Annotated in this window: 21 protein-coding genes; 15 read left to right on the top strand and 6 right to left on the bottom strand. The window is 39.1% G+C overall.

The genetic code is table 11. The features are described from left to right. Nucleotides 1–39: 39 nt before the first annotated feature. A complete protein-coding gene (locus H4J59_RS06745; RefSeq protein WP_182237916.1) occupies nt 40–645 on the bottom strand; it encodes a cold shock and DUF1294 domain-containing protein in 606 nt (201 codons plus the stop codon). A 334-nt stretch (nt 646–979) separates the two neighbouring features. Here H4J59_RS06745 and H4J59_RS06740 point away from each other — a divergent pair, with 334 nt between their 5' ends. Next, nucleotides 980–2,038 (top strand): MltA domain-containing protein, encoded by a 1,059-nt coding sequence (locus H4J59_RS06740; protein WP_182237914.1) that lies wholly within the window; start codon nt 980–982, stop codon nt 2,036–2,038. Between the two features lie 239 nt (nt 2,039–2,277). Further along, on the top strand, nt 2,278–4,452 hold the full coding sequence (locus tag H4J59_RS06735; RefSeq protein WP_182237912.1) for a TonB-dependent receptor domain-containing protein: 2,175 nt from the start codon (nt 2,278–2,280) through the stop codon (nt 4,450–4,452). A gap of 235 nt (nt 4,453–4,687) precedes the next feature. Here the strand turns inward: H4J59_RS06735 and H4J59_RS06730 are convergent, their stop codons facing one another. Further along, nucleotides 4,688–5,197 (bottom strand): TlpA disulfide reductase family protein, encoded by a 510-nt coding sequence (locus H4J59_RS06730; RefSeq protein ID WP_310733171.1) that lies wholly within the window; start codon nt 5,195–5,197, stop codon nt 4,688–4,690. A gap of 150 nt (nt 5,198–5,347) precedes the next feature. Here H4J59_RS06730 and H4J59_RS06725 point away from each other — a divergent pair, with 150 nt between their 5' ends. Next, nucleotides 5,348–5,839, top strand: coding sequence for a hypothetical protein (locus H4J59_RS06725; protein WP_182237910.1), 492 nt, complete (start codon nt 5,348–5,350; stop codon nt 5,837–5,839). Between the two features lie 16 nt (nt 5,840–5,855). On the opposite strand, the gene H4J59_RS06720 is transcribed toward H4J59_RS06725, so the two are convergent. Next, nucleotides 5,856–6,218, bottom strand: coding sequence for a hypothetical protein (locus H4J59_RS06720; RefSeq protein WP_182237908.1), 363 nt, complete (start codon nt 6,216–6,218; stop codon nt 5,856–5,858). 299 nt (nt 6,219–6,517) lie between these two features. On the opposite strand from H4J59_RS06720, the gene ompR reads away from it, so the two are divergent. Both ompR and envZ read left to right on the top strand, forming a co-directional pair. Next, nucleotides 6,518–7,243 carry a two-component system response regulator OmpR gene (gene ompR, locus H4J59_RS06715; RefSeq protein WP_182237906.1) on the top strand — a complete coding sequence of 242 codons (726 nt, stop codon included), beginning with the start codon at nt 6,518–6,520 and terminating at the stop codon, nt 7,241–7,243. Between the two features lie 44 nt (nt 7,244–7,287). Further along, the gene (gene envZ, locus H4J59_RS06710) at nt 7,288–8,583 is read left to right on the top strand and encodes a two-component system sensor histidine kinase EnvZ (protein ID WP_182237904.1); all 1,296 of its coding nucleotides are present in this window, start codon (nt 7,288–7,290) and stop codon (nt 8,581–8,583) included. 116 nt (nt 8,584–8,699) lie between these two features. Here envZ and pckA read toward each other — a convergent pair whose 3' ends face one another. Together pckA and H4J59_RS06700 are read right to left on the bottom strand one after the other, a co-directional pair. Then, entirely contained in the window at nt 8,700–10,310 is a 1,611-nt protein-coding gene (gene pckA / locus H4J59_RS06705) for a phosphoenolpyruvate carboxykinase (ATP) (protein ID WP_182237903.1), read from the bottom strand. Nucleotides 10,311–10,770: 460 nt separating this feature from the next. Then, nucleotides 10,771–13,362 (bottom strand): penicillin-binding protein 1A, encoded by a 2,592-nt coding sequence (locus H4J59_RS06700; protein WP_310733170.1) that lies wholly within the window; start codon nt 13,360–13,362, stop codon nt 10,771–10,773. Nucleotides 13,363–13,492: 130 nt separating this feature from the next. On the opposite strand from H4J59_RS06700, the gene H4J59_RS06695 reads away from it, so the two are divergent. The 9 genes from H4J59_RS06695 (at nt 13,493) to H4J59_RS06655 (ending at nt 22,327) form a co-directional block, all read left to right on the top strand. After that, nucleotides 13,493–14,572, top strand: coding sequence for a pilus assembly protein PilM (locus H4J59_RS06695; protein WP_182237899.1), 1,080 nt, complete (start codon nt 13,493–13,495; stop codon nt 14,570–14,572). Continuing rightward, nucleotides 14,560–15,138 (top strand): PilN domain-containing protein, encoded by a 579-nt coding sequence (locus H4J59_RS06690; RefSeq protein ID WP_182237897.1) that lies wholly within the window; start codon nt 14,560–14,562, stop codon nt 15,136–15,138. Before H4J59_RS06695 ends, H4J59_RS06690 begins: the two co-directional genes overlap by 13 nt. Continuing rightward, a complete protein-coding gene (locus H4J59_RS06685; RefSeq protein ID WP_182237895.1) occupies nt 15,138–15,743 on the top strand; it encodes a type 4a pilus biogenesis protein PilO in 606 nt (201 codons plus the stop codon). Before H4J59_RS06690 ends, H4J59_RS06685 begins: the two co-directional genes overlap by 1 nt. Further along, a complete protein-coding gene (locus H4J59_RS06680; RefSeq protein WP_182237893.1) occupies nt 15,743–16,276 on the top strand; it encodes a pilus assembly protein PilP in 534 nt (177 codons plus the stop codon). Before H4J59_RS06685 ends, H4J59_RS06680 begins: the two co-directional genes overlap by 1 nt. Before the next feature lie 35 nt (nt 16,277–16,311). Then, complete coding sequence (locus H4J59_RS06675) at nt 16,312–18,324, top strand: type IV pilus secretin PilQ (protein ID WP_182237891.1); 2,013 nt, start codon at nt 16,312–16,314, stop codon at nt 18,322–18,324. 144 nt (nt 18,325–18,468) lie between these two features. Further along, nucleotides 18,469–18,987, top strand: a complete 519-nt coding sequence (gene aroK / locus H4J59_RS06670; protein ID WP_182137206.1) for a shikimate kinase AroK — start codon at nt 18,469–18,471, stop codon at nt 18,985–18,987. 8 nt (nt 18,988–18,995) lie between these two features. After that, nucleotides 18,996–20,063 carry a 3-dehydroquinate synthase gene (gene aroB / locus H4J59_RS06665; protein WP_182238006.1) on the top strand — a complete coding sequence of 356 codons (1,068 nt, stop codon included), beginning with the start codon at nt 18,996–18,998 and terminating at the stop codon, nt 20,061–20,063. Between the two features lie 22 nt (nt 20,064–20,085). Beyond that, nucleotides 20,086–21,432 (top strand): hypothetical protein, encoded by a 1,347-nt coding sequence (locus H4J59_RS06660; RefSeq protein WP_182237889.1) that lies wholly within the window; start codon nt 20,086–20,088, stop codon nt 21,430–21,432. 79 nt (nt 21,433–21,511) lie between these two features. Next, the gene (locus tag H4J59_RS06655; RefSeq protein WP_182237887.1) at nt 21,512–22,327 is read left to right on the top strand and encodes a Dam family site-specific DNA-(adenine-N6)-methyltransferase; all 816 of its coding nucleotides are present in this window, start codon (nt 21,512–21,514) and stop codon (nt 22,325–22,327) included. Nucleotides 22,328–22,507: 180 nt separating this feature from the next. Here the strand turns inward: H4J59_RS06655 and H4J59_RS06650 are convergent, their stop codons facing one another. Beyond that, nucleotides 22,508–22,699 carry a DUF2970 domain-containing protein gene (locus tag H4J59_RS06650; RefSeq protein ID WP_404852007.1) on the bottom strand — a complete coding sequence of 64 codons (192 nt, stop codon included), beginning with the start codon at nt 22,697–22,699 and terminating at the stop codon, nt 22,508–22,510. 423 nt (nt 22,700–23,122) lie between these two features. On the opposite strand from H4J59_RS06650, the gene H4J59_RS06645 reads away from it, so the two are divergent. Continuing rightward, nucleotides 23,123–24,571, top strand: a complete 1,449-nt coding sequence (locus H4J59_RS06645; protein WP_182237883.1) for a hypothetical protein — start codon at nt 23,123–23,125, stop codon at nt 24,569–24,571. Nucleotides 24,572–24,633 lie beyond the last annotated feature (62 nt).

Here is a 24,633-nt window from a genome sequence, read left to right as displayed (position 1 = left end):
GCTGCAAAAACACAGGCACCCTCTTGTTTCAAAAATCGCCTAAGTCAATAACTGAAGATATTGCACACCTGATGACGAATATAGCCAGAGTAACAGCGCTAAATTAATTATTACCGTGCTCCAAAAAACCCGTATAAAGGTTTTTTTTGATGATTTATGCCGAAGAATTTGTTGCGCGAGCGCTGCACCCGGCCATCCCCCTATTAAAGCAAGTATATGCAAAGTGCTTTCTTGAGTGCGCCATGCACCACGTTGTGCTTTTGATTTATCGACCGCATAACTGAGAAAAGTTAAAAAACTTAACCCTATATAGATAGACATTAATTTTTGCGGTAAATAGCCTAAAGTAAAAGTGATCATGATGACGGCTAAAAAGATGAGCGAGAAATAAATAGAGCATTGATTGATTTTTTTTGGTTGCTTTTTCTTGAATTTTTCACCTAAGAAGGTGGCATCACAAGCGCAGTATCGACCGGCTTTATCTTTGGTGATTGAAAAGGTAATAATGTCACTAATTTGCGGTATTCTAGCTTTATTAGCAAAGGCAGATTGATGAATAAAAACCTGGCTGAGGACATCGTTGGGGGCAATAAAGCCAAAAGCTTTATCCGCATGCCATTTTGTTAACTTCCCTTTAAAGCGCATTTCGTTGTATCCCTTCTACTTTACATCTTCCTAATGAGAGATATCCACTTGGCGAATGAATTGCCTAACCGGATATTCAATTTGGTATTCAATGCGATATGCATTATAACTATCTCATAACATTAAATAAAACACCAGATAGAAAATTAGCTTTTAATGGCTGAAATTTCAACAGAAAAGTTTATTGAACATTATTAAACTCACAGGCTAGCGTCACTTTTAGGATTGTCATACCATGGTGGTCTATTATTTTTAATACCGGCTATTTATGCGCCTTGGTTTATTTTGTTTACTTTTTATACTGGTTACTTTTCACTGTGCAGCCCAAACACCATTGAGTTTTTTTAAGCTCGACAACACGCCTGAATTAGGCAAGATGACCGACTTTAAAGCCAGCGCTTTGTGTGATGTAGCCGAGGCAACTCAGCGCTATTTAACAACATTTTCAGTGGACAAATTTGCTGTGCACGCAGGTAAAGTATTTGATAACAGTGTAACGCTAGTTAGAGTAGAAAAAACCCTAGCATTTATCTGCCAAACTTATCGTGAAGATGTACGGGCAAAGCGTGATAGTCGATTGCATGATGAAGATTTTTTAACCACAAATTTTGACTTTTATCGCTGGACGCCAGATGTAGCCACGGCCAGAAAAATTGCCTTAAAAAGCACTCATGCCAGAAAAACCAGTATGTTAAATGCTATTTCGCGTGAAAAAATATTTCTAACTAAATATTACACTAAACTATTAACGGCGAGTGCGGTTAGAACTCCAGTCTATACACAAGCCCTTTATGCGCTGCCTTATGATGAATTAGGTTTGAAACTCACCGAGGCTAATAACGACCTAACCCTCACTCGTCATCAATATACCCGCCAAGACATTATTGCGGGTGCTCTAGCGGAAAAAAAATTAGCTAAGGCGTTAATCTGGCTCACCGAAGAAGCCTTACATGACGTGTTATTACAAGGTACGGGTGTGGTTGATGTTAATGGCGTGCGGCGTTATTTTAATGTGCATCGTAATAATGGTATTGCTTATGACTATGCCATAGGTAAGCGTGAACAAGCACGCTATTGGTATTTTGCAGAAGTACCTAGCATCATGGGTTATGGCAAAACGCTTGAAAGTAAAATAGCGCTTAAAGCACAGGTTTCTTTTGCTGGCAATGTGGCAGATCTTGGCTTAGGTAAGTTATTTATGGTCAGTTATCAGCAGGCGGATAAAAACATATCACGCTTAGGTGTACTCGCTGATCAAGGCGGCGCCTTTGATAATAATCTTTTTCAACTCGACCTGTTAGTCGATAGTTATTATGGTTGGCAAGATTATCATCAAGCCAATAAGCATCTACCCGATTACGCTAAAGCCTGGTTAATGCTAATGAAGCCATAATGACCCACGACCCACTATGCTAGTTTTTAACCCTTATAATGAACTTATCTGAGGCGGTTACCCATATCATAGTAAAATCTGGGGCTTGCGATAGTGCGCTGTCAAATAAAGTCATATCTGAAGCGTAAGTACCTTATATCAATTAACCATGATAAATAATACAAATGATATTGATTCCCATTCAACTATGTGATTAAATGCAGGCAATTCAAATCATTGTTTCTTTTATAGGCTTAGCTATGCGAATTTCTTCTTTTTTTCAACCCGCGTTGATCGCTTTATCTGTTGTTAGTGCTATTTCAAATACGGCCGTTGCCGATGATGATATGGAACATTTAACTATTTTTGGTAGTGGCGAAACGGTTAACGATGTACCTGGCAGTGCTCATATGATTTCTCAGGCAGAATTAGAGAAATTCGACTTTACCGATATTATGCGTACCTTAACCACGGTACCAGGTGTTTATGTTTTAGAAGAAGATGGTTACGGTTTACGTCCAAATATTGGTATGCGTGGTACTGGCCAAAACCGCAGTGAAAAAGTCACTATCATGGAAGATGGTGTTTTAGCCGCACCTGCACCGTATTCAGCACCTGCAGCGTACTACTTTCCAACGGCAGGTCGTATGCAACAAATTGAAGTGCTAAAAGGTACGTCAAGCGCTATGTATGGTCCGCGTACTACAGGTGGTGTAATTAATATGCTATCTCGCACTATCCCTAAAGAAGCGCTAGCAGGGCAGGTTAATTTAAGTGCTGGTGAAGACGGTTTTGCTAAAGCCCATGCCTATATCGGTGGCGCAGGTAAAAATGTTTCGTCAGTGGTTGAAATATTTCGTTATCAAGCGGATGGTTTCAAAGAAGTCAATCATACCGGCGATGATACCGGCTTTGTCAAAAACGACATCATGGCAAAAATGATGATCAACAGTGATAGCGATGCGAAATACTATCAAGAATTAGAATTTAAATTAAAATATTCGGATGAGAATTCAGATGAAACCTATATGGGTTTAACTGACGCTGATTTTAAAACTAACCCTTATTCTCGTTATTCTGCATCGCAGCTCGATAATATGGATACTGAGCATAAACAGTGGCAAATTAACCATCATATTAAGTTGTCTGATCGCTTTAACTTAGGCACATCAGCTTATTACAATGAGTTTAGCCGTAACTGGTATAAAACCAGTAAAGTCAACGGTAAGAGCCTAAGTGATGGTGCTATTGACGATGCTGCTGCGTTTGATAATGGTAGCTTTAGCGATGATGAAATTAGTGTTGATGTCAAAGCCAACAGCCGTGCCTATCAATCAAAAGGCCTTCAAACCGTGTTAAATGCTGACTTTGGCGCACACCAAGTCAAATTTGGTGCTCGCTATCACGAAGATGAAATGGACCGTTTTCAATGGGTTGATAACTACACACTCGACACGAGTTATGAAATGAGCTTAATTAATGCCGGCATCCAAGGGTCGGATTCTAATCGTATTGACTCCGCAGAGGCAATAGCCTTATTTGTCCATGATGAATATAGCGTGGGTGATTTCATTATCAATGCTGGCTTACGTTATGAAGATATGACCATCTCACGTAAAGACTGGGCGAAAGGGGTTATTGATAGAAATGCACCTTTAACTAAAGATGTTAGCAACGATACTGAGGTGTTGTTGCCTTCGTTAGCAGTAACTTACCGTGTTAATAATGATTTAATTATTATTGGTGGTGTACAAAAAGGCTTTGCGCCACCAGCCCCTGGCAATGATAAAACAGAAAATGAAGAAAGTATTAACTATGAATTAGGTTTTCGTTACAACCAGCAAGCATTCAACGGCGAAGCCTTGGTCTTTTATTCTGATTACGAAAATATGCATGGCAACTGTACCGCGAGCCAAGGTTGTGATGAAGATAATGTTGGCAATCAATATAATGCCGGTGCAGTAAAAGTTTCAGGTTTAGAAGTTAAAACCGGTTATGAGTTTGCTGCTGGTGCATTGAGCATTCCGGTTGATTTAACTTATACCTTTACGACAACAGAGTTTCAAAACTCTTTTCAATCAGGTTTAGATACTTGGGGCAATGTTTTAACGGGTGACGAATTACCTTACGTACCTGAAAACCAGTTGCAATTTACTGTTGGCGTGGTTGGTGAGCAATGGCGTAGTGATATTTTAGTGCGTTATGTTGATGAAATGCGCACTGCCGCAGGCCAAGGGGCAATTGCTGCCGATCAGTCGATTGACAGCCGCACTGTTGTTGATATGGCGGCTCATTATAATCTTGCTGATAACCAAGAGATCACCTTAAATATTGATAATTTACTTGATAAGCAATATATCGCGACACGTACGCATGGCTCTATTATGGCAGGTAAACCACGCAGTTTAACCTTAGGTTACAAGTACAGCTTTTAAGTTACTGCGACCCTAGTTTTAAAAGCGAGCCACTGAGCTCGCTTTTTGCTTGGTTAAAGTAGGTAATATTGCTTAAAAACTATTGAAGAGAATAATTTTTGTTTGTGGTTAGATTACTAGGATTTAGTTTGCACTAGGCTTAGGTTCTTAATAAACTAGAGTAAATAGTGGATTATGATCTGTTGAGCTAGACCAAACAGACTAATTGTCGCTAAGCGGTTAATAATAAATTCAATTACTCTAAGGGAGTTAATAACGCTTTAATTTCTTGTTCATAAGCTGATTTTTTTTCTTCATTAAAGCCTACGTGTGCGCTGACTATTTGACCTTGTCGGTTAATAATGAAACTGCTGGGCATACCTTTTAATTGATACTTTCTTGCAATGCTGCCTTTAGGGTCGTAAATAACCGGAAAATTAGCCGGTATTTGCGCTAAAAATTCGTCAGCTAATACTCGGCTGTGATCTAGATTAATGCTGAGAATGATTAAGCCTTGTGATTGATACTGTGCGGCTAAATTATTCATCCACGGGAATGATTTTCGACAAGGAATACACCATGAAGCCCAAAAATCAACGTAGACAACCTTGCCTTTTGCCTTGTTAAGCTGCTGATCTAATAACTCAGCAGTACTGAGATCAGTATTTGAATTAGCACTGGCATTAACATCATCAAATGCCCACAGTGGACTAGAGAAAGTTAGTAATGTAATGAAAAAAAAGCCTATTTTAAAATTTTGTCTCACGATATAGTCAACATTATTAGCATCTATTTTAGCTAGTTAACCACGTTAAGCCAAATTAGAAAAGTGTCGCTATTGTTTAATGTGCTGCCAAATGGCGACATTGATACGTTTTCAATAGCAGAGTGAAGTCGACAAGTTATGGAATACCTTATGAACATCAATCTATTAAGTCAGAAAAATAACGCTGTTTTCTTTATTAGCCTGCTAGTGAGTGCGCCGCTGCAAGCGGCGCAGAGCCAAACACTTGAGATGAATCAATGGTTAAAGGCACGTTTTGGCGCTCAACATCAGGCACTTATTCCTATTGTTGCGGTGGCAGATATGCTTTATAGCTGCCAGCAGCAAAAGCAAAAGCAAAAAGCTGAAAGTTTAACCATTAAAGCCTTAATTACCCAATTAGATAAAAATACTTTAGCTGAACAACTTATCACTTGTTTGGCGGGCGAGTCACCTAAGTCGGATACAGCATTAAATTATGGTTTGAAGGCCTGTTTTTATGAGCAATTTAGTCACTTATCTTTAGCAGAAAAACAGCAGAAAATGGCTGTAGTCACTCAAACTATCGCTACGCTTCCAAGGAGTGAGCGACAAAAAAGCTTTACTCAATGTGTTACTGATCAAGCGATTCACTATTTACGCTAGTGAGGGGCTAATAGGTTTATCGCGGTGGTTTTTTACCATCAATAAATGAGCTGGGTAGTATTTCGACGCCAACCCAGCGACCAATTTTGATCATCAGAGGTATAGTAATAGGGGCAAAGGGCAAAATAGCGACAACACCAACGCCAAGGCCTTTTAAAATATCAATAAATTGTTGGTTGGCCATGCGCATTTCTTCAGCACTTGCATCACGCTTGGTGTAGCGCTTATAAATACTTAGCATTGCTCTTGTTTCTATTTTTTCTTGAGCTAACGCTATTTTTATTTTAACCATACTGCGCTTAAGCTGGACGATATTACGCCTTTTACTGATGCGTAAAACACGAAGCGGTACTTTGTGAAAATGGAGCCAAATTCTCATTTGCGTATTCTCCCACAATAACTAGCCAAAGTAAGTAATTCAATTAAGGAGATCTGGGCCTTAGTTATGTTACTCAATAACAGTGCAACTCACTCATTAAGTCACTTTGCCTTAATAGGAAGTATTATGGTCAATTGTTTATTTAAATGATAAAATTTACATAATTCACACTTAAAGTAAACTATATTGCAACATAGGTTGTGAAGAATGCAATGAAGTTGAGACAGAACAGGTTTTTATATTTCAAGTAAGATGATTTATAGCCAACCTTTATTAAAATAAAAAATGGAATCAGTATAATGGGATATGAAACACCGAAAATTTTGGTAGTTGATGATGATATGCGTTTACGTGCCTTACTCGAGCGGTATTTAGTTGAACAAGGATTTGTCGTTCGCAGTGCGGCAAACTCAGAGCAAATGGATAGATTGCTTGAGCGTGAAAATTTTCATCTGTTAGTACTCGACTTAATGTTGCCAGGTGAAGATGGCTTATCTGTTTGTCGCCGCTTACGCCAAAACTGCAATGATATCCCTATTGTTATGTTAACCGCCAAAGGTGATGAAATAGACCGTATTATTGGTTTGGAGCTTGGCGCGGATGACTATATGCCAAAACCTTTTAATCCACGTGAATTATCAGCCCGTATTAAAGCTGTGTTACGCCGCCGAGTTCAAGAAGCTCCCGGTGCGCCTTCACAAGAAGAAAATGTGATTGCCTTTGGTGACTATAAACTTAATCTTGCTACTCGCGAAATGCTTAAAGGCGATGTTAATATGCCACTAACCAGTGGCGAATTTGCCGTATTAAAGGCGCTGATTACCCATCCTAGAGAGCCATTGTCACGTGATAAGTTAATGAACTTAGCGCGTGGCAGAGACTATTCTGCTTTAGAGCGTAGCATTGATGTGCAAGTATCCCGCTTGCGTCGTATGTTAGAAGAAGACCCAGCAAAGCCACGTTATATTCAAACCGTTTGGGGTCTAGGATATGTATTTGTTCCTGAAGGAAGATCTGTGGCATAAATCTGTTAAAATGCATTGAAAACAACATTACCTAGTAGAAGTCTATGAAAATATTGCCGCGCAGTGCCTTTGGTCAAACGGTACTCTTAATTGGTGTGTTGTTGTTAATAAATCAAGTCGTGTCATTTATATCGATGTCGATATATATTATTCAACCCAATGCGCAACAGGTTAATCAGCTACTGGCAAAGCAGGTGCGTGTTGTCTTTATCGATATTGCGGATGAAGCAATAAGTCCCGCTATGGGAGAGGCATTTCAGCGAGAAACCGGTATTGGTGTTTATCGTGAAGCTGCTGCCATGAAATTAGGTCTACAAGAGGCGGTATATTACGCCTTTCGTTCTGATGAAATGTCTAGCCTATTAGGTGGTCCAGCCGAAGTAAGAATTTCCCAAGGCGATGAATATCTATTTTGGATTCGTCCACCCCAAGCCCCTGAATACTGGGTTAAAATTCCAATTAATGGCTTAAGAGAAGAAAACTTTTCACCGCTTATTTTTGTGCTAATTATTTTAGGTATTTTGAGTGTGATGGGGGGGTGGTTATTTGTGCGGCAACTTAATCGTCCGTTAGCTGCATTACAACATGCGGCTCATGATGTGGGTCGCGGCGACTTTCCTGAGCCATTAACGGAAATAGGTACCACTGAAATCGTTGCGGTAACTCGGGCTTTTAATCATATGTCTAAGGGTATTAAGCAACTAGAAGATGACCGAAATTTATTGATGGCAGGTATATCTCATGATTTACGCACACCCTTAACTCGCATTCGTTTAGCCACTGAAATGATTGATGAAGATGAATTTTTAAAAGCCGGTATTGAAGGCGATATTCAAGACATGAACACCATCATAGATCAGTTCATTGATTACATTCGCCATGATAGTAAAGACAAAGTTGAGTTGGCTGATATTAATCTCTTGATCGACGAAGTGGTGCAGTCTGAAAGTATGCTAGAGCGAGAAATTATTATTAATGCCCAGCCGCTACCTAAAGTGCCTCTGCGTTATGTTGCTATGAAGCGGGTATTGGCAAATTTAATTCAAAATGCGCTACGCTATTCTGACGGCAAGACCATAGTAACTAGCGCATTCGATAAAGCTACACAGGAGGTTTGTTTTTGTGTTTCTGATGAAGGGCCAGGTATTGCTGAAGTGGATATCGAGCGCTTATTTCAGCCCTTTACGCAAGGTGATGAAGCCAGAGGAACCGGTGGCAGTGGCTTAGGTTTAGCTATTATTAAACGTATTGTCGATACCCATGGTGGCCGAGTGGAATTGTCTAATCGAGCAGAAGGGGGCTTAATAGCGAAAGTTTGCTTACCTATTAGCCACGGCTAATCACATCTTGTAATACTTAATGGTATTGATTGTATTAGCAAAATAGCAGGCATAAAAAAGCCGTCATAGTTACGACGGCTTTTTAGTTTTTTTAGCTTAGTGCGGTACTGGTTTAATTATAGTTTAGGACCTGCTGTGACTAAGGATTTACCGTTGTCAGTATCAGTAAACTTATCAAAATTGTTAACAAAGCGAGTCGCTAAATTTATCGCTTTATCCTGCCATTGTGCTGGCTCAGCATAAGTATTACGTGGGTCTAAAATACCATCATCAACACCATCAATGCTGGTTGGAATATCTAAATTGAATAAGGGTAAAACTTGTGTTTCTGCATTATCAATTGAACCATCAAGAATCGCATCTATAATAGCGCGCGTATCTTTAATTGAAATACGTTTGCCCGTGCCATTCCAACCTGTGTTAACCAAATAGGCTTCAGCACCAACCGCTTGCATACGATTACGCAGCACTTCAGCGTATTGTGTTGGGTGTAGACTTAAAAATGCGGCGCCAAAACAACTTGAGAATGTTGGTGTTGGCTCTGTTATACCACGTTCAGTACCAGCAAGTTTCGCTGTGAAACCCGACAAGAAATAATATTCTGTTTGCGCAGGGGTTAATTTAGCAACGGGAGGTAAAACACCAAATGCATCAGCGGTTAAGAAAATAACTTTTTTCGCATGGCCGGCACGAGAGACAGGTTTAACGATATTATCAATATGATGAATTGGGTAAGAAACACGGGTGTTTTCAGTTTTTGAATTATCGTCAAAATCAATCGTGCCCTTTTCGTCAACTGTGACGTTTTCTAGTAAAGCGTCACGACGAATAGCATTATAAATGTCAGGTTCATTCTCTTTGCTTAAGTTGATGGTTTTTGCATAGCAACCGCCTTCAAAGTTAAAGACACCATTTTCATCCCAGCCATGTTCGTCATCACCAATCAGTTGGCGTTTAGGATCAGTTGATAATGTGGTTTTACCGGTACCAGAAAGGCCGAAGAAAATCGCCGTGTCACCATCTTCACCAACGTTAGCACTACAATGCATTGAAGCTATGCCTTTTAGCGGTAAAAAGTAGTTCATCATTGAGAACATACCTTTTTTCATTTCGCCGCCGTACCAAGTACCACCAATAAGTTGCACTTTTTCAGTTAAGTTAAAGGCAACAAAATTTTCTGAATTTAAGCCTTGTGCTTGCCAATTTGGATTGGTGGTTTTTGCGCCATTCATGACAATGAAGTCAGGTTCGTAATGTGCTAATTCTGCATCAGTGGGGCGAATGAACATGTTTTTAACAAAATGTGCTTGCCAAGCCACCTCAGTGATAAAACGCACTTTTAAGCGAGTGTCATCATCTGCGCCACAAAAGGTATCAACAACAAATAAACGTTTGCCGGATAACTGTTCGGTGACTAAACCTTTTAGGCTAGTCCAAGTCTCTTGAGACATTGGCTTGTTGTCATTTTTACCTTGATCTGACCACCAAACGGTATCACGGGTTGTATCATCACGAACAATATATTTATCTTTAGGTGAGCGACCCGTAAAAATGCCGGTATCAACTGAAACAGCGCCGAGTTCGGTAACCACACCTTTATCAAAACCACTGAGATCGGATCTTGTTTCCTCAGCAAAGAGTAACTCATAAGATGGATTGTAAACTATCTCAGCAACATTACTGATGCCGTATGAAGATAAATCGATTGAGTTTTCTAAAGCTGCCATTGCGAATTCGCTCCTAAAGGTATGACGATTTTTAAATAATTAGTTTCGGTGTTCCGAGTTTGGAGGCCAATTTTAGGCGATCAATGAACAAAACGAAAGTTTTTTTTCTTTCGTTGTGAAAGTTTTCATACTAACTTTCATGATTTTTTAAGCAAAGATGTTTATGATGAAAAAAAATTAATGATAAGGTCATGAATAAATACAGCAGAATTTTAATTTTTATCAAATAAAAACAATTAGTTAAGAATATTATTTTGTTGACTGATTGGTCAGAAAGATATCACTTAAAGGGTGTTATAAAAGTAATATAAAATTTAAAAATGTTCTAAAAAAAGGCGAAAAAAAACAAAATTTTCATCCGCATACTTTCCTAACGAAACTTTTAGTGGCGATTATTGATATTTTCACAAGAAAATATAGGGCTGTAATAGACAGTTCGAAAGTACAAGACAAGTTATGCTTAATCGAATATTCCCTCTTCACTGACTTTATCTGAACCGCCATCGAGGATTTGACTGCTAATGTCTTTGCTAATATATTCAGTAGGTGCTGTGCCTAATTCAAAATACTCAAAGCGACTCGATTTGTCTGTTTTTGTGGTTAATTTTCCTGACACTTTGTCTATTCGCACCGACATTAACGCTTCGGGTTGTTCAAAAGGCTCAATAGGAAGTTCTGCAAGTGCCACTTTCATAAAGTCGATCCAAACGGGTTGAGCTGACTTAGCGCCGAATTCTTTACCTGTCGTTTGTTCTTTACCTAAGTTGCTATTATAGGTTGTTTGGCCAAGCTTACTACTGGGGTTGTCAAAACCTATCCAAGATGTGGTGACTATTCGGCGACTGTAGCCAGAGAACCAAGCGTCTTTTGCTTGATTGGTCGTACCTGTTTTTCCCGCAATATCTCTACGCTTTAATGCTCGTGCACGAAAGCCAGTACCTTGCCAAAAAGGTTTTACATTCCAGTCAGCCCCCCAAATTGCCGAATTAAGTGCTTCAGTCATTAAAAAGGCATTTTGAGCACTAATAACACGCTTGGCTTTATTAATAGTTTTTGCGGCTAGTTTATTACTTTCAGTAACAGCCAATGGCTGATTTTCAACGATGTTGGTGATATCAGCGTTGTCGTTAAAAGTCTCAAGATCTGAGGCTATAATCTCTTCGCAACGATCACAGGCAATAGCTGGGTTGGCTTGAAATAAGACCTTACCGAAGGAGTCTTCAATGCGTTCAATTAAGTAGGGTTGAATTAAAAACCCGCCATTGGCAAATGTGGCAAAGCCAGTCGCCACTTCCAACGGTGTTAAAGACGCTGAACCGAGTGCTAAAGACTCGTTACGCGGTAAATCGTCAGGATCAAAACCAAAAGAGGCTAAATAGGGAATAATTTTATCTAAGCCAACATCTCGAAGCAAGCGCACAGCGATAACGTTTTTAGATTGTGCCAATGCTAAACGAAGTCGAATTTCGCCGTTATAAACTGGTGGCGAGTTTTTAGGGCGCCAGACCACACCTGAGCTTCTATCCCATTGGTTAATTGGTGCGTCATTGACTATCGATGCCAAAGTATAGCCGCTGTCTAATGCTGCTGAGTAGATAAAAGGCTTAATGTTAGAGCCCACTTGTCGTTTTGCTTGGGTAACACGGTTGAATTGACTATGCTCAAAACTAAAACCACCCACAGCCGCTTTTATCGCGCCATTATCCGTTGCTAGCGAGATAAGTGCTGAACTGACATCGGGCAATTGGCTTAAGCGGTAGCCAGACTCTGTTGCTGAAACCATAATAATATCGCCCAGTGTCAATATTTCACCGGCTGTATTTGGTGGCGGCGCTTGCTTATCATCATTGATATAAGCTCGAGCCCACGATAGACCATGCCAATCAATTTCTACCTTAGAGCCATCTTGTAGTTTCACTTGTGCAGCACGATCAAATGTTGCCGTAACAACCGCTGGTACCAGTGAGTGATAGCTCGACATCGAAGCAAGTGCTTGTATAGCTTCTTCGTCACTTATTGGCGCACTTGCAATTTTGTTTGAGTCATCTGTGCTAATAGCTAGAGCTTTGTTATCAAGGGGGCGTAAGGTGCTAATAGGGCCGCGATAACCATGGCGTTGATCATAAGCTAAAATATTATTCACCACCGCTTGTTGAGCGGCATATTGCAAAGTTGAGGTGACGGTAGTAAATACTTTATAACCACCCGTGTAGGCGGTTTCTTTACCAAAACGGTCGATCATTTCTTGATGGGCCATCTCGGCAATATAAGGCGCACTTAACTCAATTTCCGCACCATGTTTAATGGCGGTAATAGGTGCCTGATTGGCGACTGACATTTCTTCAGCACTAATATAGCCAGCGCTATGCATGCGATGTAATACTACGTTTCGGCGCTGCATTGCTCGATCAGGTCGACTAATAGGGTTCATGGTTGAGGGCGCTTTTGGTAAGCCGGCTAATACTGCAATTTGCGCTAAAGTAAGTTCTTTAGTTTCTTTACCATAATAGACCTGTGCGGCGGCACCAAAACCGAAAGAGCGATGGCCTAAGGCAATCTTATTCATATAGAGTGTAAGAATTTCATCTTTTGTTAACAGGCTTTCAATATGGAAAGAAATAAATATTTCGCGAATTTTTCGGACGTAGGTTTGTTCACGGCTGAGAAAAAAGTTTCGTGCTACCTGCATAGTGATGGTACTTGCACCACCTTTGTTTTGTCCGGTGAGTTGACCTAGGATAGCTCGACCCATACCGATAGGGTCAACGCCAAAATGAAGATAAAAGCGGTCGTCTTCGGTAGCTAAAATCGCATTAATTAACTGTTGTGGCATTTCTTCTAAGGTGAGGGGAATACGTTTTTTTTCACCAAATTGAGAAATAAGTTTGCCGTCAGCGCTAAAGATTTGCATTGGCGTTTGCCATTGCAAATCTTTCAGTGATGCAACACTGGGTAAACTTGAACGCATCGACAAGTAAATTCCGGCCAGTGCCAGAATGCCAATAAAGACCAATACAGCACCCGTTTTTAACAGGTTTTTTACAGAAAACACAAAAAAAGCTCGATAAAAGTTATAAAATAGAGGTAATAATACTAGTATATCCTGTAAAAGCATGTGATAAATGAGTTTATGCCAATTTTTTATCTAATATTATAAAAATAAAATGTTCTAGAAGGATTCTATGTTAAGTAGTTTATGGAAAAAAAAGACCGCTTTGATGGTTGGAATTGATATTGGTTCTCACTCTATCAAAGCCGTTTTACTGAACCAAAATGATAACGGATATATTTTAGAAACGCTAGCTATTGAGCCGATGCCAAGAGGGGCAATTGTTGATAGAGAAATTCAAGATATTGATGCTGTAGGTAAAGTGATAGCAAAAATACGAAAAAAAATTTCGTCGTCTGTACGACAAGCGGCGTCTGCAGTATCCGGACAAACGGTTATCACAAAAATAATTTATATGGATGTAGCCTTAACTGAGCAAGAATTGGCTAGCCAGATAGAAATTGAAGCTGATAGCTTAATTCCCTACCCCCTTGATGAAGTCAGCTTAGACTTTGAATCGCTCGATATTAATGAATCAGATCCAAGTAAAATGAATGTGTTACTTAGCGCAGCCCGAACAGAGTCTGTTGAAGCAAGAGTTGCCGCATTAGAAGCCGGTGGTTTTGAAACTAAAGTTATTGATGTTGAGTCTTACGCTATCAGTCGCGCCTATGATTTAATTTTAAGGCAATTACCTGACGATGCAGCGGATAAAATTATTGCTACCGTAGATTTGGGCGCGACAATGACCCTGTTTTCGGTCACTGAATCAGGTACTCATATTTATAGTCGTGATCAACTGTTTGGCGGTGAACAATATACTCGTTCGATTGTTTCTTATTATAATAAGTCTTTTGAAGAAGCTGAGTTAGCGAAATTAACTGATGATCTGCCACCCAACTACACTTTTGAGGTTTTAGCACCTTTTCACACTATATTAGTGCAGCAAATTCGTCGTGCAATTCAAATGTTTCTTACCACTAGTGGTAAAGCAAAAATTGATTACCTGGTTATCTCAGGTGGTAGTGCTTTAGTGGAAGGCGTTAAGCAACTATTGTCAGAAGAATTGGGTATTCATACCGTCATAGCTGACCCATTTGCCGGCATGGAAATCTCGAGCACTATTAATCAAGAAGTGTTAGCGAAAACAGGACCGCGCTATATGGTGGCAGCTGGATTAGCATTAAGGAGTTTTTCCCCGTGGCATATATAAATCTACTACCATGGCGTGAAGAAGCTGAAAAAGCTCGGCAACGAGAATATTTTACCATGCTAACCCTAGTTGCCGTAGTGGCATTGCTCATCGTATTTTCAGTGAATCAGTTTTATCAAATGCATATTGATGGGCAAAATGCTCGTAATCAATTTTTACAAAATGAAATTCAACTACTGGATTTACGCATTGTAAAAATAAAGTCGCTTAATGAAAAGAAAAAAGAGCTTAAAAAACGCACCAGTGTTGTTGAGCAACTGCAACGTAGTCGTAATGTTGTGACCCAAGTGTTAGACGAAATAGCAAAAGTAGTCCCCAATGGTATTTATCTTACACGTTTAGAAAAACAGGATAATAGCTTAAATATTATCGGTAAAAGTGAGTCTAACAATCATCTAGCCAACATGATCAGGGAAATTGAGCGTTCTGATTTATTTGAAGATGCGATTCTTGAATCTATCACTTCCAACGATGCAAAAAGTAAATTATTAAGTGATTTTAAAATGCGCGTTCGAATTAAAGGTTTGATTAATTCGAACGAATTGACCCAGCAAGGAGCACCCTAATGAATTTTGATTCATCGGAATTTATGGAGCAATTCGAAGGCTTAGAGCTTGATAATATTGGACAATGGCCAAAAGCCGCCAAAATAGTTTTATCAATATTTTTAGTGGTTTTAGTCTTAGGTTTGGGTTATGTGTTAATGATCAGCGATCAAATTAAACAACTTGAACGTGTGACAGCACAAGAGCTTACACTTAAGCAAAAATACCAAGCTAAATATCATGTAGCGGCGAATTTAGAAATATTTGAACAACAAATGATCGAAGCTGAAGCGATGTTTGCCAAACAACTAAAAAGCTTACCAGAAAGTCATGAAACCCCTGGCCTGCTAGATGACATTACCTTTGTCGGTACGACTACCGGACTTGATTTTGTTAAATTAAATTGGCAGCCGGAAATAGAACAAGAAATCTATGTCGAATTACCCATAGATATTGAAGTGCTGGGCTCTTATCATGAGTTTGGTGAATTTGTCAGTCGAATTGCTGGCTTACCGCGTATAGTTACCCTGCATAATTTTGACATTAATTTGCAAAACCAAGCTTCAGGAGATTTAACCTTAAAGTTGCAAGCTAAAACCTACCGTTATCGGGAGGCAGACGAATAATGAAAAAAGTTATTATATTAAGTGCTGTTTTATTAACCGGCTGTTATAGCAATACGGACGATTTGCAACAACACATTGCCAATGTGCAAGCGAGCACCACTAGTACAATAGAGCCGATGCCTAAAATGAAAGTTTTTGCTCACTTTGACTATTCAGCAAACGTACTTCGTAGTCCGTTTGACGTGCCAAAACCTGAAGCTATTCAAGAAAAAATCCAACAAATTTCAGGTTGTTTAAGTCCAGATCCACGTCGAAGAAAACAGCCATTGGAGAAGTTTTCATTAAGTGATTTAGTGATGCGTGGCACCTTAGGTGAATTAGGTGTTACTTGGGCACTACTCGAGGCGTCTGACGATACCTTACACCGAGTTGCTGTTGGTAGTTATGTCGGCTTATATTATGGGCGAATTACCACAGTAAGCCAAGATCATGTAAAAGTATTAGAGTTAATCCCAGATGGCGCAGGTTGCTGGGTGGAACGTGAGACTGTCGTTACCATGACACAGGCAAGTGCAGAGGGGCAAAGGAAGTAATGTTGCTATTTAATAAAGTAAAAAACGATAATCTTATGACACATTGTAAAAAAATAAAATTAATTATGGCCGCCTATTTATGCGTGTTATCAACTTTTTCGTGGGCGAACGAACTAACAGGGATCACTTATAACACCATTCAGAGTAATGAAATTGAATTGATATTTGAACTATCAGATAAAATTATTGCACCACCAACAGTAACGACGACAATGACACCGGCACAAGTGAGAATAACCTTTGATGCAGAGAAATTTAACCCTGCGATAGCGACTACGCTGATTGCACATGCAGGGGTAAAAAATATCACTGTGCGTAAAATGGCGGGTAAAGTTGTTGCCGATGTTAATTTGCAGCAATTATCAATTTTCGATGTTAGCCAAAAAGATAATACTTTTGCCCTAACCTTAAATACCGGTCAGGTAAATAAAGCGATAACACAGTTAATTCCGCTGGGACATGGTTTTATAAATCAGATCGACAATATTGACTTTAAACGTGGTCAGCAAAATGAAGCACAACTTTTGGTTAAGCTTATCGACAGTAAGGTCGCTGTTGATGTTAGCGATAAATTAGGAAAACTTTATATTGAATTTCATAATACTGAAATTCTTGAAGACTATATTTATAAATTAGATGTTACTGACTTTGGCACATTAGTTAACGGGATTGAAACCTTTAAAGAAGGACGAAATGCCCGTTTAGTCGTTGATATTGAAGGGCCGTTTGAATATAAGCATCAGCAGTTTAATGATGTTTTTTCATTAACAATAAACGCTAAAGTGAAAGAAGACGGTTACCTAGGTGAAGAAGAAAACTTTAGTGGCAGGGCAATCTCATTAAATTTCCAAGATATTTCGGTGCGTACTGTCTTACAAATTATTGCTGATTATAATGGCTTTAATTTAGTGACCAGTGACACTGTGGTTGGCAATATTACCTTGAGACTAGACGGTGTACCTTGGGATCAAGCGCTTGATATTATTTTAAAGGTCAAAGGTTTAGACAAGCGTATGCAAGGCAATATTCTTATGGTGGCGCCTAGTGATGAACTAGCTGCTCGAGAAGCACGTGACTTGCAGGCCCAGCAACAAGTGCAAGAACTCGCACCATTATATTCTGAATACGTGCAAGTCAACTACGCAAAAGCGGCTGAATTTGCGGCATTAATTAAAAATCAAGACAACAGCATTTTATCTACGCGCGGCAGTGTTAGCGTTGATGAAAGAACCAATACTTTATTGCTCCGTGATACGGCTAAAAGTATTGAAGATATTAAACGTATGGTCTTGGTATTAGATATCCCTGTTCGCCAAGTTATTATTGAATCTCGTATGGTGACGGTAAAAGATAATATTAATGAAGAGTTGGGTATTCGCTGGGGCGTAACAGACTCTGATGGTGAGTCTTCAACCTCAGGATCTTTAGCTGGTGCTGGCAGTAGCACTGTGCCGGATTTAAGTGACAGATTGAATGTAAACTTACCCGTAGCAAACCCAGCGGGCAGTATCGCCTTTCAGGTTGCGCGCTTGGCTGATGGTACCATTCTTGATCTTGAATTAAGTGCGATGGAAAAAGAAAACAAAGGCGAAATAATTGCCAGTCCGCGCATTACGACGGCAAACCAAAAAGAAGCGTATATCGAGCAAGGTGTGGAAATTCCATACCAAGAAGCCGCGTCGAGTGGTGCAACATCAACACAATTTAAAAAAGCGGTATTAAGTTTAACCGTAACACCGCACATTACCCCTGATGATAGAATTATTTTGGACTTGGTGGTAACGCAAGATACGGTGTCTGATGTTTCAAATGGCACGGCACCTGCTATCGACACACAAAGAATAGGTACACAAGTTTTAGTGAATAATGGTGAAACCATCGTATTGGGTGGAATCTATCAACAACAAATTATTAGTTCAGTGTCAAAAGTACCTGTTTTGGGTGATATTCCCTATTTTGGTTGGATGTTTAGGAATAGCAGTAACTTTAATGAGAAAAAAGAACTGTTAATATTCGTTACACCACGCGTAGTTACGGAAAAATTCTAAGTTAATTTGCATGTAAGTTGGTGTTTTACTCTTACATGCTTGCAATTTGTACCCAACAATTGCGATAATTGCGCCCTTGAAATTTTCGAGAGAGGTTCTCTCTTACCTGTTCACGTAATAAATAAACGAGTATTAATTAATCTAATGGCAGAAAAACGTAATATTTTCCTTGTAGGCCCAATGGGCGCAGGCAAAAGCACCATTGGTAGAGAATTAGCGGATAAGCTACATCTAGAGTTTTTTGATTCAGATCAAGAGATCGAACGTCGTACTGGTGCAGATATCGCGTGGGTCTTTGATCTTGAAGGCGAAGAAGGTTTTCGACTAAGAGAAGAGTCAGTTATTGAAGACTTAAGTGAAAAACAAGGAATTGTTTTGGCTACTGGTGGTGGATCTGTGATCAGCGCTCAAGTACGTAATCACTTATCAGCACGCGGCATTGTAGTTTATCTTGAAACAACGATAGATAAGCAAGTCGCTCGCACTCAAAGAGACCGACGTCGTCCGCTACTACAAACTGATGAAGAACCTAGAACGGTACTTGAAAACTTAGCGATAGAACGTAATCCGTTATATGAAGAAATTGCCGATGTTATCGTGCAGACGGATGACCAAAGTGCGAAAGTTGTTGCAAGTAAAATAGTTGAACGCTTGGACTTTTAAACGACATAATTATGACCACACTTCAGGTTAAACTCGGTAAGCGCAGTTATCCAATTTATATAGACAGCGGACTATTAGCAAATAGTGAACTGCTGTCTAGTCATATCCGCAGTAAGCGTGTTTGCATTGTCAGTAATAATATCGTCGCACCCCTCTATATTGAGCAGATGAAACATAGTCTTAGGGATTTTGACCTTGATGAAGTCATATTACCTGATGGTGAAGCTCAGAAAAGCTTAGCGAATTTTGAACTGATAATGTCACATCTGCTAGCGAGTAATCACGGCAGAGACACAACCTTAATCGCGCTAGGTGGTGGAGTTATTGGCGATATCACGGGTTTTGCCGCCGCATGTTATCAGCGCGGTATTGATTTTATTCAAATCCCTACCACGGTGTTGTCTCAAGTTGACTCTTCAGTTGGCGGAAAAACTGCCGTTAATCACCCTTTAGGTAAAAATATGATAGGCGCGTTCTATCAACCTAAAGCGGTATTTATTGACCTAGCAAGTCTAGCAACTTTACCGATTAGAGAATTTAATGCTGGTATGGCTGAAGTGATAAAGTACGGTATATTGGGCGATGGTGATTTTTTTACTTGGCTTGAACAGCATATTGATGCAATAAAAGCTGGTGAAAATAAGATTTTAATGCAGATGATCGAACGTTGTTGTCAATGCAAAGCGAATATTGTTGCTGAAGACGAAACAGAAACCGGTGTGCGTGCTTTATTAAACTTAGGACATACCTTTGGCCATGCTATTGAAGCTGACCAAGGTTATGGTAATTGGTTGCATGGTGAAGCTGTTGCTACTGGCATGGTACTTGCAGCTAAGTTATCAGTAACAATGAATTTGCTTGAAGTGTCAGATCTTCGTCGTATTGAAACTTTGCTGTCTGCTTTTGATTTACCGTTAGTCGCACCAGAAAATATGGGTTTTGATGAATTTATTTGTCATATGCGTCGTGATAAAAAGAACTTAGCTGGAAAGCTTCGTTTTATTCTTCCAACGGCTATTGGCCAATCTGAAATTAATGACGATGTTAGTGAGGAACACCTTCAACAAATTCTGTAATTTTATTCAGAATAGGTGAAGCATGTCAGCGTTAATGAAAAATATTGGCCTATCTAATGATAACACCAGTGTCACTAAAATTAGTGCCCATGCCCGCATAGATTATATTCTACGTTTTTCAAAACAAGCTATTTTAGTTATCGATGAAAGCGTTGAACAAAGCGCGCCCAGCGCTAGCCAGTTTTTAGCCAGTTTACCCGAGCAGCATAATGCTGCCTATATCTCACTTGCTGCACAGTTTAATAATATTCAAATTCGTTGTCGTATAATCGAGCAGTTATATACCGGTGAATTATTTGATCCAGAAATATCATTAGCAGTCAGTGTGATTAATTTAGCTAAAAAATCACCGCAGGGCATTAGTATTGTGCTCGACAGTGCTCAGCACTTATCATTACAGATATTGCATGAACTATCACAACTAGCCGCTATCGCTAAAAAAGCCAATTTGGTGGTTAACATTGTGATGTTTGGCTCAGTACAAGCGGGTAAAACCGTGGCGAATAATAAAAGTTTATTTGACAATAAACTGACGTTATTATCGGCACAATCGGGCCAACTTCTGTCAACCACATCAGCAATATTTAAAAATACTCAGCCAAAATGGCAGTTTATTAATCAAAATAAAGTGTTAATTAGTGCATTAGTTTTTTTATTAGGTCTTGGCGTCTTGGTTATTAATTTATTGCAATTAGATAGTTTTAATTTTGCAAAATTAATCAGCGCTAATAAACAAGCAGAAATATCATTAACTGAAGTATTAGCGAAACCACAAACCATGGTGTTAGCCATTAATCGTGAGGATAATGCTGAGCCAGTAACTGAAACTAAAATCGAAAACACTAGGCTTGCTGCTAGACCTAAAGACATTTACTCGTCGTTAATTAATCCATCGTCAGTATTGCCAAGAAAAGCGCTAAGGTTACCGGCATCACCTGCTGAGGTGATGTCAGCGATTACAGCAGAGAGTATGAATAGTGCAGCAGCCAATGGTGCAATGCTTAAACCTTCAGCGAGTCGGCGTAACGTACAAGCGATAACTGCGCAGAATAAGCTAGTTAATCAAGTCAGCGTTAACAATGACTATTACAGTAATCACCTTGGCTATGTTATTCAATTAGCCGCCTATAGCGATTTAACATTGCCAAAATCATTACTTGAGGATTTAACTACGATTGACTATCAAGTTTATCAGCGTTTATTAAATAATAAACCGTCAGTGGTTATCACCACCTTAGCCTATGCAGAAAAATCAGCAGCACAATCTGCTTTAGCCGCTTTACCAAAATTGTTATTAGCACGGCAACCCTGGATAAAGCCAGTTACGGTTATTAATAACGAAATCAATGCATTTCTACTCTCCCAATAAAGGTTAATTCAGGATACAATCCCCGCTTACTTTTCAGATGCTAAGTATCTGTTGCTAAATTTTTGGATTTGTAGGTGCTATGAAGAAAAAACATCGAGCTTTTTTAAAATGGGCGGGTGGTAAATACGCGCTTACCGATGTCATAAATTCTATGTTACCAAAAGGAAATCGTTTGATTGAACCTTTTGTTGGCGCCGGCTCTGTATTTCTAAATAGTGATTATGACGAATATTTACTCAATGATATAAATCAAGATCTGATCAATTTATATCGTATTGTGCAGCGAACACCTGATAAATTTATCGCTGATGCTCGTCGATTGTTTTCACCTGAAAATAATCAGGCAGACAGTTACTATCAACTGCGAAAAGACTTTAATGCCAGCTCAGACCCTTATTTTAGATCGCTAGTGTTTCTCTACATGAATCGTCATGGCTATAATGGCTTATGTCGATACAATAAATCTGGTGGTTATAATGTACCTTTTGGGCAATATAAACGGCCCTATTTTCCTGAAGCTGAGTTGCACTATTTCGCTGAGAAAGCGGCAAAAGCGGTCTTTATTTGTGACGGTTATCGACAAACCTTTGCTCATGCGAAATCAGGTGATATTATTTATTGCGATCCTCCTTACGTGCCGTTAAGTAAAACAGCGAGCTTTACCAGTTATTCAGGTAACGGCTTTGGGTTAGATGAACAAGCTGATTTAGCCAATGCGGTAGAAGAAGTCACCAAAAATCGTAAAATATCAGTATTGATCAGTAATCACGATACTATTTGGACACGAAAAATATATCAGCATGCAAAAAAACATCACTCAATAGAAGTGTCACGAACGATTAGTCAAAAAGGTAATGCACGCAATAAAGTGTTTGAGTTACTCGCGCTTTATTAAGTAACGCCAACTCACATATCAATGGCTTATATCATCTTGATGAAAGTGGATAACGCATAGTCAGCAAGCGATGAGATAATACCATTTTGTTGTAATATTGAGCTAGCACCATTGAATTTTTCGTGACTTATAGCTTTACTTAAGGCTTAAGTTGAATTTAGTGGTGTTGAACAAAAAATATTAGCTGGGTAAAACGAAACTCACAATGGTAACTAAGGTCACTATAAATAGCACCACAGCAATTAAACCCGCAATAATGAAATGACTAAATTTACCATGAGTAAAGTCTCGCTCTCTATTTTTATCACTTTGCACACCAAAAAATGCTGCGGCAACACTTTTGAGTGTTTCTTTAAAGTTACTTGAGGCCATCATTATCCTTAATTGCCAATGCGGCAAATTTGTATATTAGTGTAAAGCTTAGTCAGTATGTTCTAATGCACAGTGTCGATCAAGTGCTGCCAATGTAACCGTATTTTGTCAGACTCCATCTCACCTGGCACTTTAGTATTGACATTTTAATTAATCTGTTCAATCTTAATCATATTTATCGACTGTTAACTAACCTGATTCAGGGATCAAACATGGATTGAGACAAGTATGGGTTGAAAATTTGCATTTTTAGCATGTCATTAATCGCATGCATATATTCACTATGTAGTGAGCACAATAGCCATAAAAGGCATGAAAGATAGCTTAATACTTATATACTTTGTTTGTTCTAGGCTAGACAATTAAAGCGCTAGAACGACGGCACTATCATTTTAATAGCTACTACTTATACGAATGGAACTCATGTTGAAAAATTTCTCTGGTGATACTAAGTTTACTACTAAGGTCAAAATTTTATTAACTAAAATTTACGGACCTAGTCCTTTAAAAGATTCTGTCTTGGAAAGGGCTATAGCATTTTACGATTTAGAGTTGATTTCACAAGGCAAAGTTCAGAGCCTTGACAATGAAATAGCCAAGTTAGTACAAATTGATAGTGATAAAAGTAACAGGAAACTTTTAAAGCTTGAACGTGAGCAGCAAAAAAAATTAACAGTGTTAAGCGCAGAGCGCAAAGAACGCGCCCAACATTTGCAGCGTATTTGTCGAGATATCTTCGAACTTTGTGAAGGTGAAAGTTTGGCTGAAACTAAGCGAAAATCAGCAGAGCTATTAGGCACTATGCAGTTATTATTGCCAACCGAAGGCAGTAAAGTGGCAGTTGAAAACGAACGTAGTAAACCTTTGTATAGGGCTGTACTGGCTTTAAGGTTACTAGATCAAATCTGTTTAAAAAATTTTTCATCCGAAGACACTTTAGCGCAAGAATTAATGGCACTAATAGCTTTTGATTTTAGTGAATTACGCAATGGTAGTGCAGAGGTCTTGCGTCAATTTAAAGATCTGGTGAAAATACCTGTATTAATGGCCGCTATATTACAAGATATTGGCCATTATCATCCTAATGCACAGAAGATTATACAAGGTGTTAATGGCAAACTAGACTGTTTTCGCACTTTAGAGCTTGAAGAGCGGAAAGCCTTATTGCAGATTAATTATCGTGAAACTATAAATTATCTTCTCAATGGTATTGGTGTGGTAAATTATCTAGGTGACTCTGTAGCTGAAAGAGAGGCCTTTGATAGTACACAAACTCAGACCTTGTACTTTGTTAAGCAGCTTATAATGAGTAGTTTCCAGCCAAAGTTAGGTGTGGGCAACATATTAAAAATACCCCAAATATATACCGGCATTGTCTTATCAACCAAAAAGAACTACAACTATAAATTATTACCGAGAGTATACCAAGCCTTATATAAGAACGCTGAACGAGGCCGTTGTAGTCGCCAGGTAGTCGATGCCTTATATCAAATTACTGGCGATTTTCCACAAGGATTTGGGGTGATTTACATCCCGAATGATGTTGTTCAGGATTTGCGTTATGAATATGCGATAGTCACTCAGCTCTACCCTGAAAAACCTAATGAGCCTAAATGCCGTATAGCATCAAGACAATTGACCTTCATTGGCCATGGGCATGACTTGGTCGTAAAAAAAAGCAATAATTTATACTTTGTAGAAACAGCACAAGAGTGCTCGAATATAAGCAAAGCAAGATTGGATGAAATTCTACCTTTGTTGTCATCAAACTATCTTGAACGTAAGGAGCGCGATTTATTGCCGCGTTGTTGGCAACCAGGGGGATACTTTTTGAACATAGGTAACCAAAAGCTCTGGAGTCGAGCCCGCTAGCATAAATAGGATATACATTAGCGGGTAAGCTTAATTTTATTCTGCCAACTGCTTTCTTCTTG

This window comes from Colwellia sp. MB02u-10, from assembly GCF_014077185.1.
In the GTDB taxonomy this organism is placed as follows: domain Bacteria; phylum Pseudomonadota; class Gammaproteobacteria; order Enterobacterales; family Alteromonadaceae; genus Cognaticolwellia.
This window is presented reverse-complemented; position numbering and strand designations above follow the sequence as displayed.

Excerpts from the sequence above, each read along its gene's own strand:
- H4J59_RS06645 (WP_182237883.1), top strand. The coding sequence starts at position 23,123 with ATGTTGAAAAATTTCTCTGGTGATACTAAGTTTACTACTAAGGTCAAA.
- H4J59_RS06655 (WP_182237887.1), top strand. The coding sequence starts at position 21,512 with ATGAAGAAAAAACATCGAGCTTTTTTAAAATGGGCGGGTGGTAAATAC.
- H4J59_RS06685 (WP_182237895.1), top strand. The coding sequence starts at position 15,138 with ATGAATTTTGATTCATCGGAATTTATGGAGCAATTCGAAGGCTTAGAG.
- H4J59_RS06720 (WP_182237908.1), bottom strand. The coding sequence starts at position 6,218 with ATGAGAATTTGGCTCCATTTTCACAAAGTACCGCTTCGTGTTTTACGC.
- H4J59_RS06675 (WP_182237891.1), top strand. The coding sequence starts at position 16,312 with ATGACACATTGTAAAAAAATAAAATTAATTATGGCCGCCTATTTATGC.
- ompR (WP_182237906.1), top strand. The coding sequence starts at position 6,518 with ATGGGATATGAAACACCGAAAATTTTGGTAGTTGATGATGATATGCGT.
- H4J59_RS06735 (WP_182237912.1), top strand. The coding sequence starts at position 2,278 with ATGCGAATTTCTTCTTTTTTTCAACCCGCGTTGATCGCTTTATCTGTT.
- envZ (WP_182237904.1), top strand. The coding sequence starts at position 7,288 with ATGAAAATATTGCCGCGCAGTGCCTTTGGTCAAACGGTACTCTTAATT.
- aroK (WP_182137206.1), top strand. The coding sequence starts at position 18,469 with ATGGCAGAAAAACGTAATATTTTCCTTGTAGGCCCAATGGGCGCAGGC.
- H4J59_RS06680 (WP_182237893.1), top strand. The coding sequence starts at position 15,743 with ATGAAAAAAGTTATTATATTAAGTGCTGTTTTATTAACCGGCTGTTAT.
- H4J59_RS06745 (WP_182237916.1), bottom strand. The coding sequence starts at position 645 with ATGCGCTTTAAAGGGAAGTTAACAAAATGGCATGCGGATAAAGCTTTT.
- H4J59_RS06650 (WP_404852007.1), bottom strand. The coding sequence starts at position 22,699 with ATGGCCTCAAGTAACTTTAAAGAAACACTCAAAAGTGTTGCCGCAGCA.
- pckA (WP_182237903.1), bottom strand. The coding sequence starts at position 10,310 with ATGGCAGCTTTAGAAAACTCAATCGATTTATCTTCATACGGCATCAGT.
- H4J59_RS06695 (WP_182237899.1), top strand. The coding sequence starts at position 13,493 with ATGTTAAGTAGTTTATGGAAAAAAAAGACCGCTTTGATGGTTGGAATT.
- H4J59_RS06660 (WP_182237889.1), top strand. The coding sequence starts at position 20,086 with ATGTCAGCGTTAATGAAAAATATTGGCCTATCTAATGATAACACCAGT.
- H4J59_RS06725 (WP_182237910.1), top strand. The coding sequence starts at position 5,348 with ATGAACATCAATCTATTAAGTCAGAAAAATAACGCTGTTTTCTTTATT.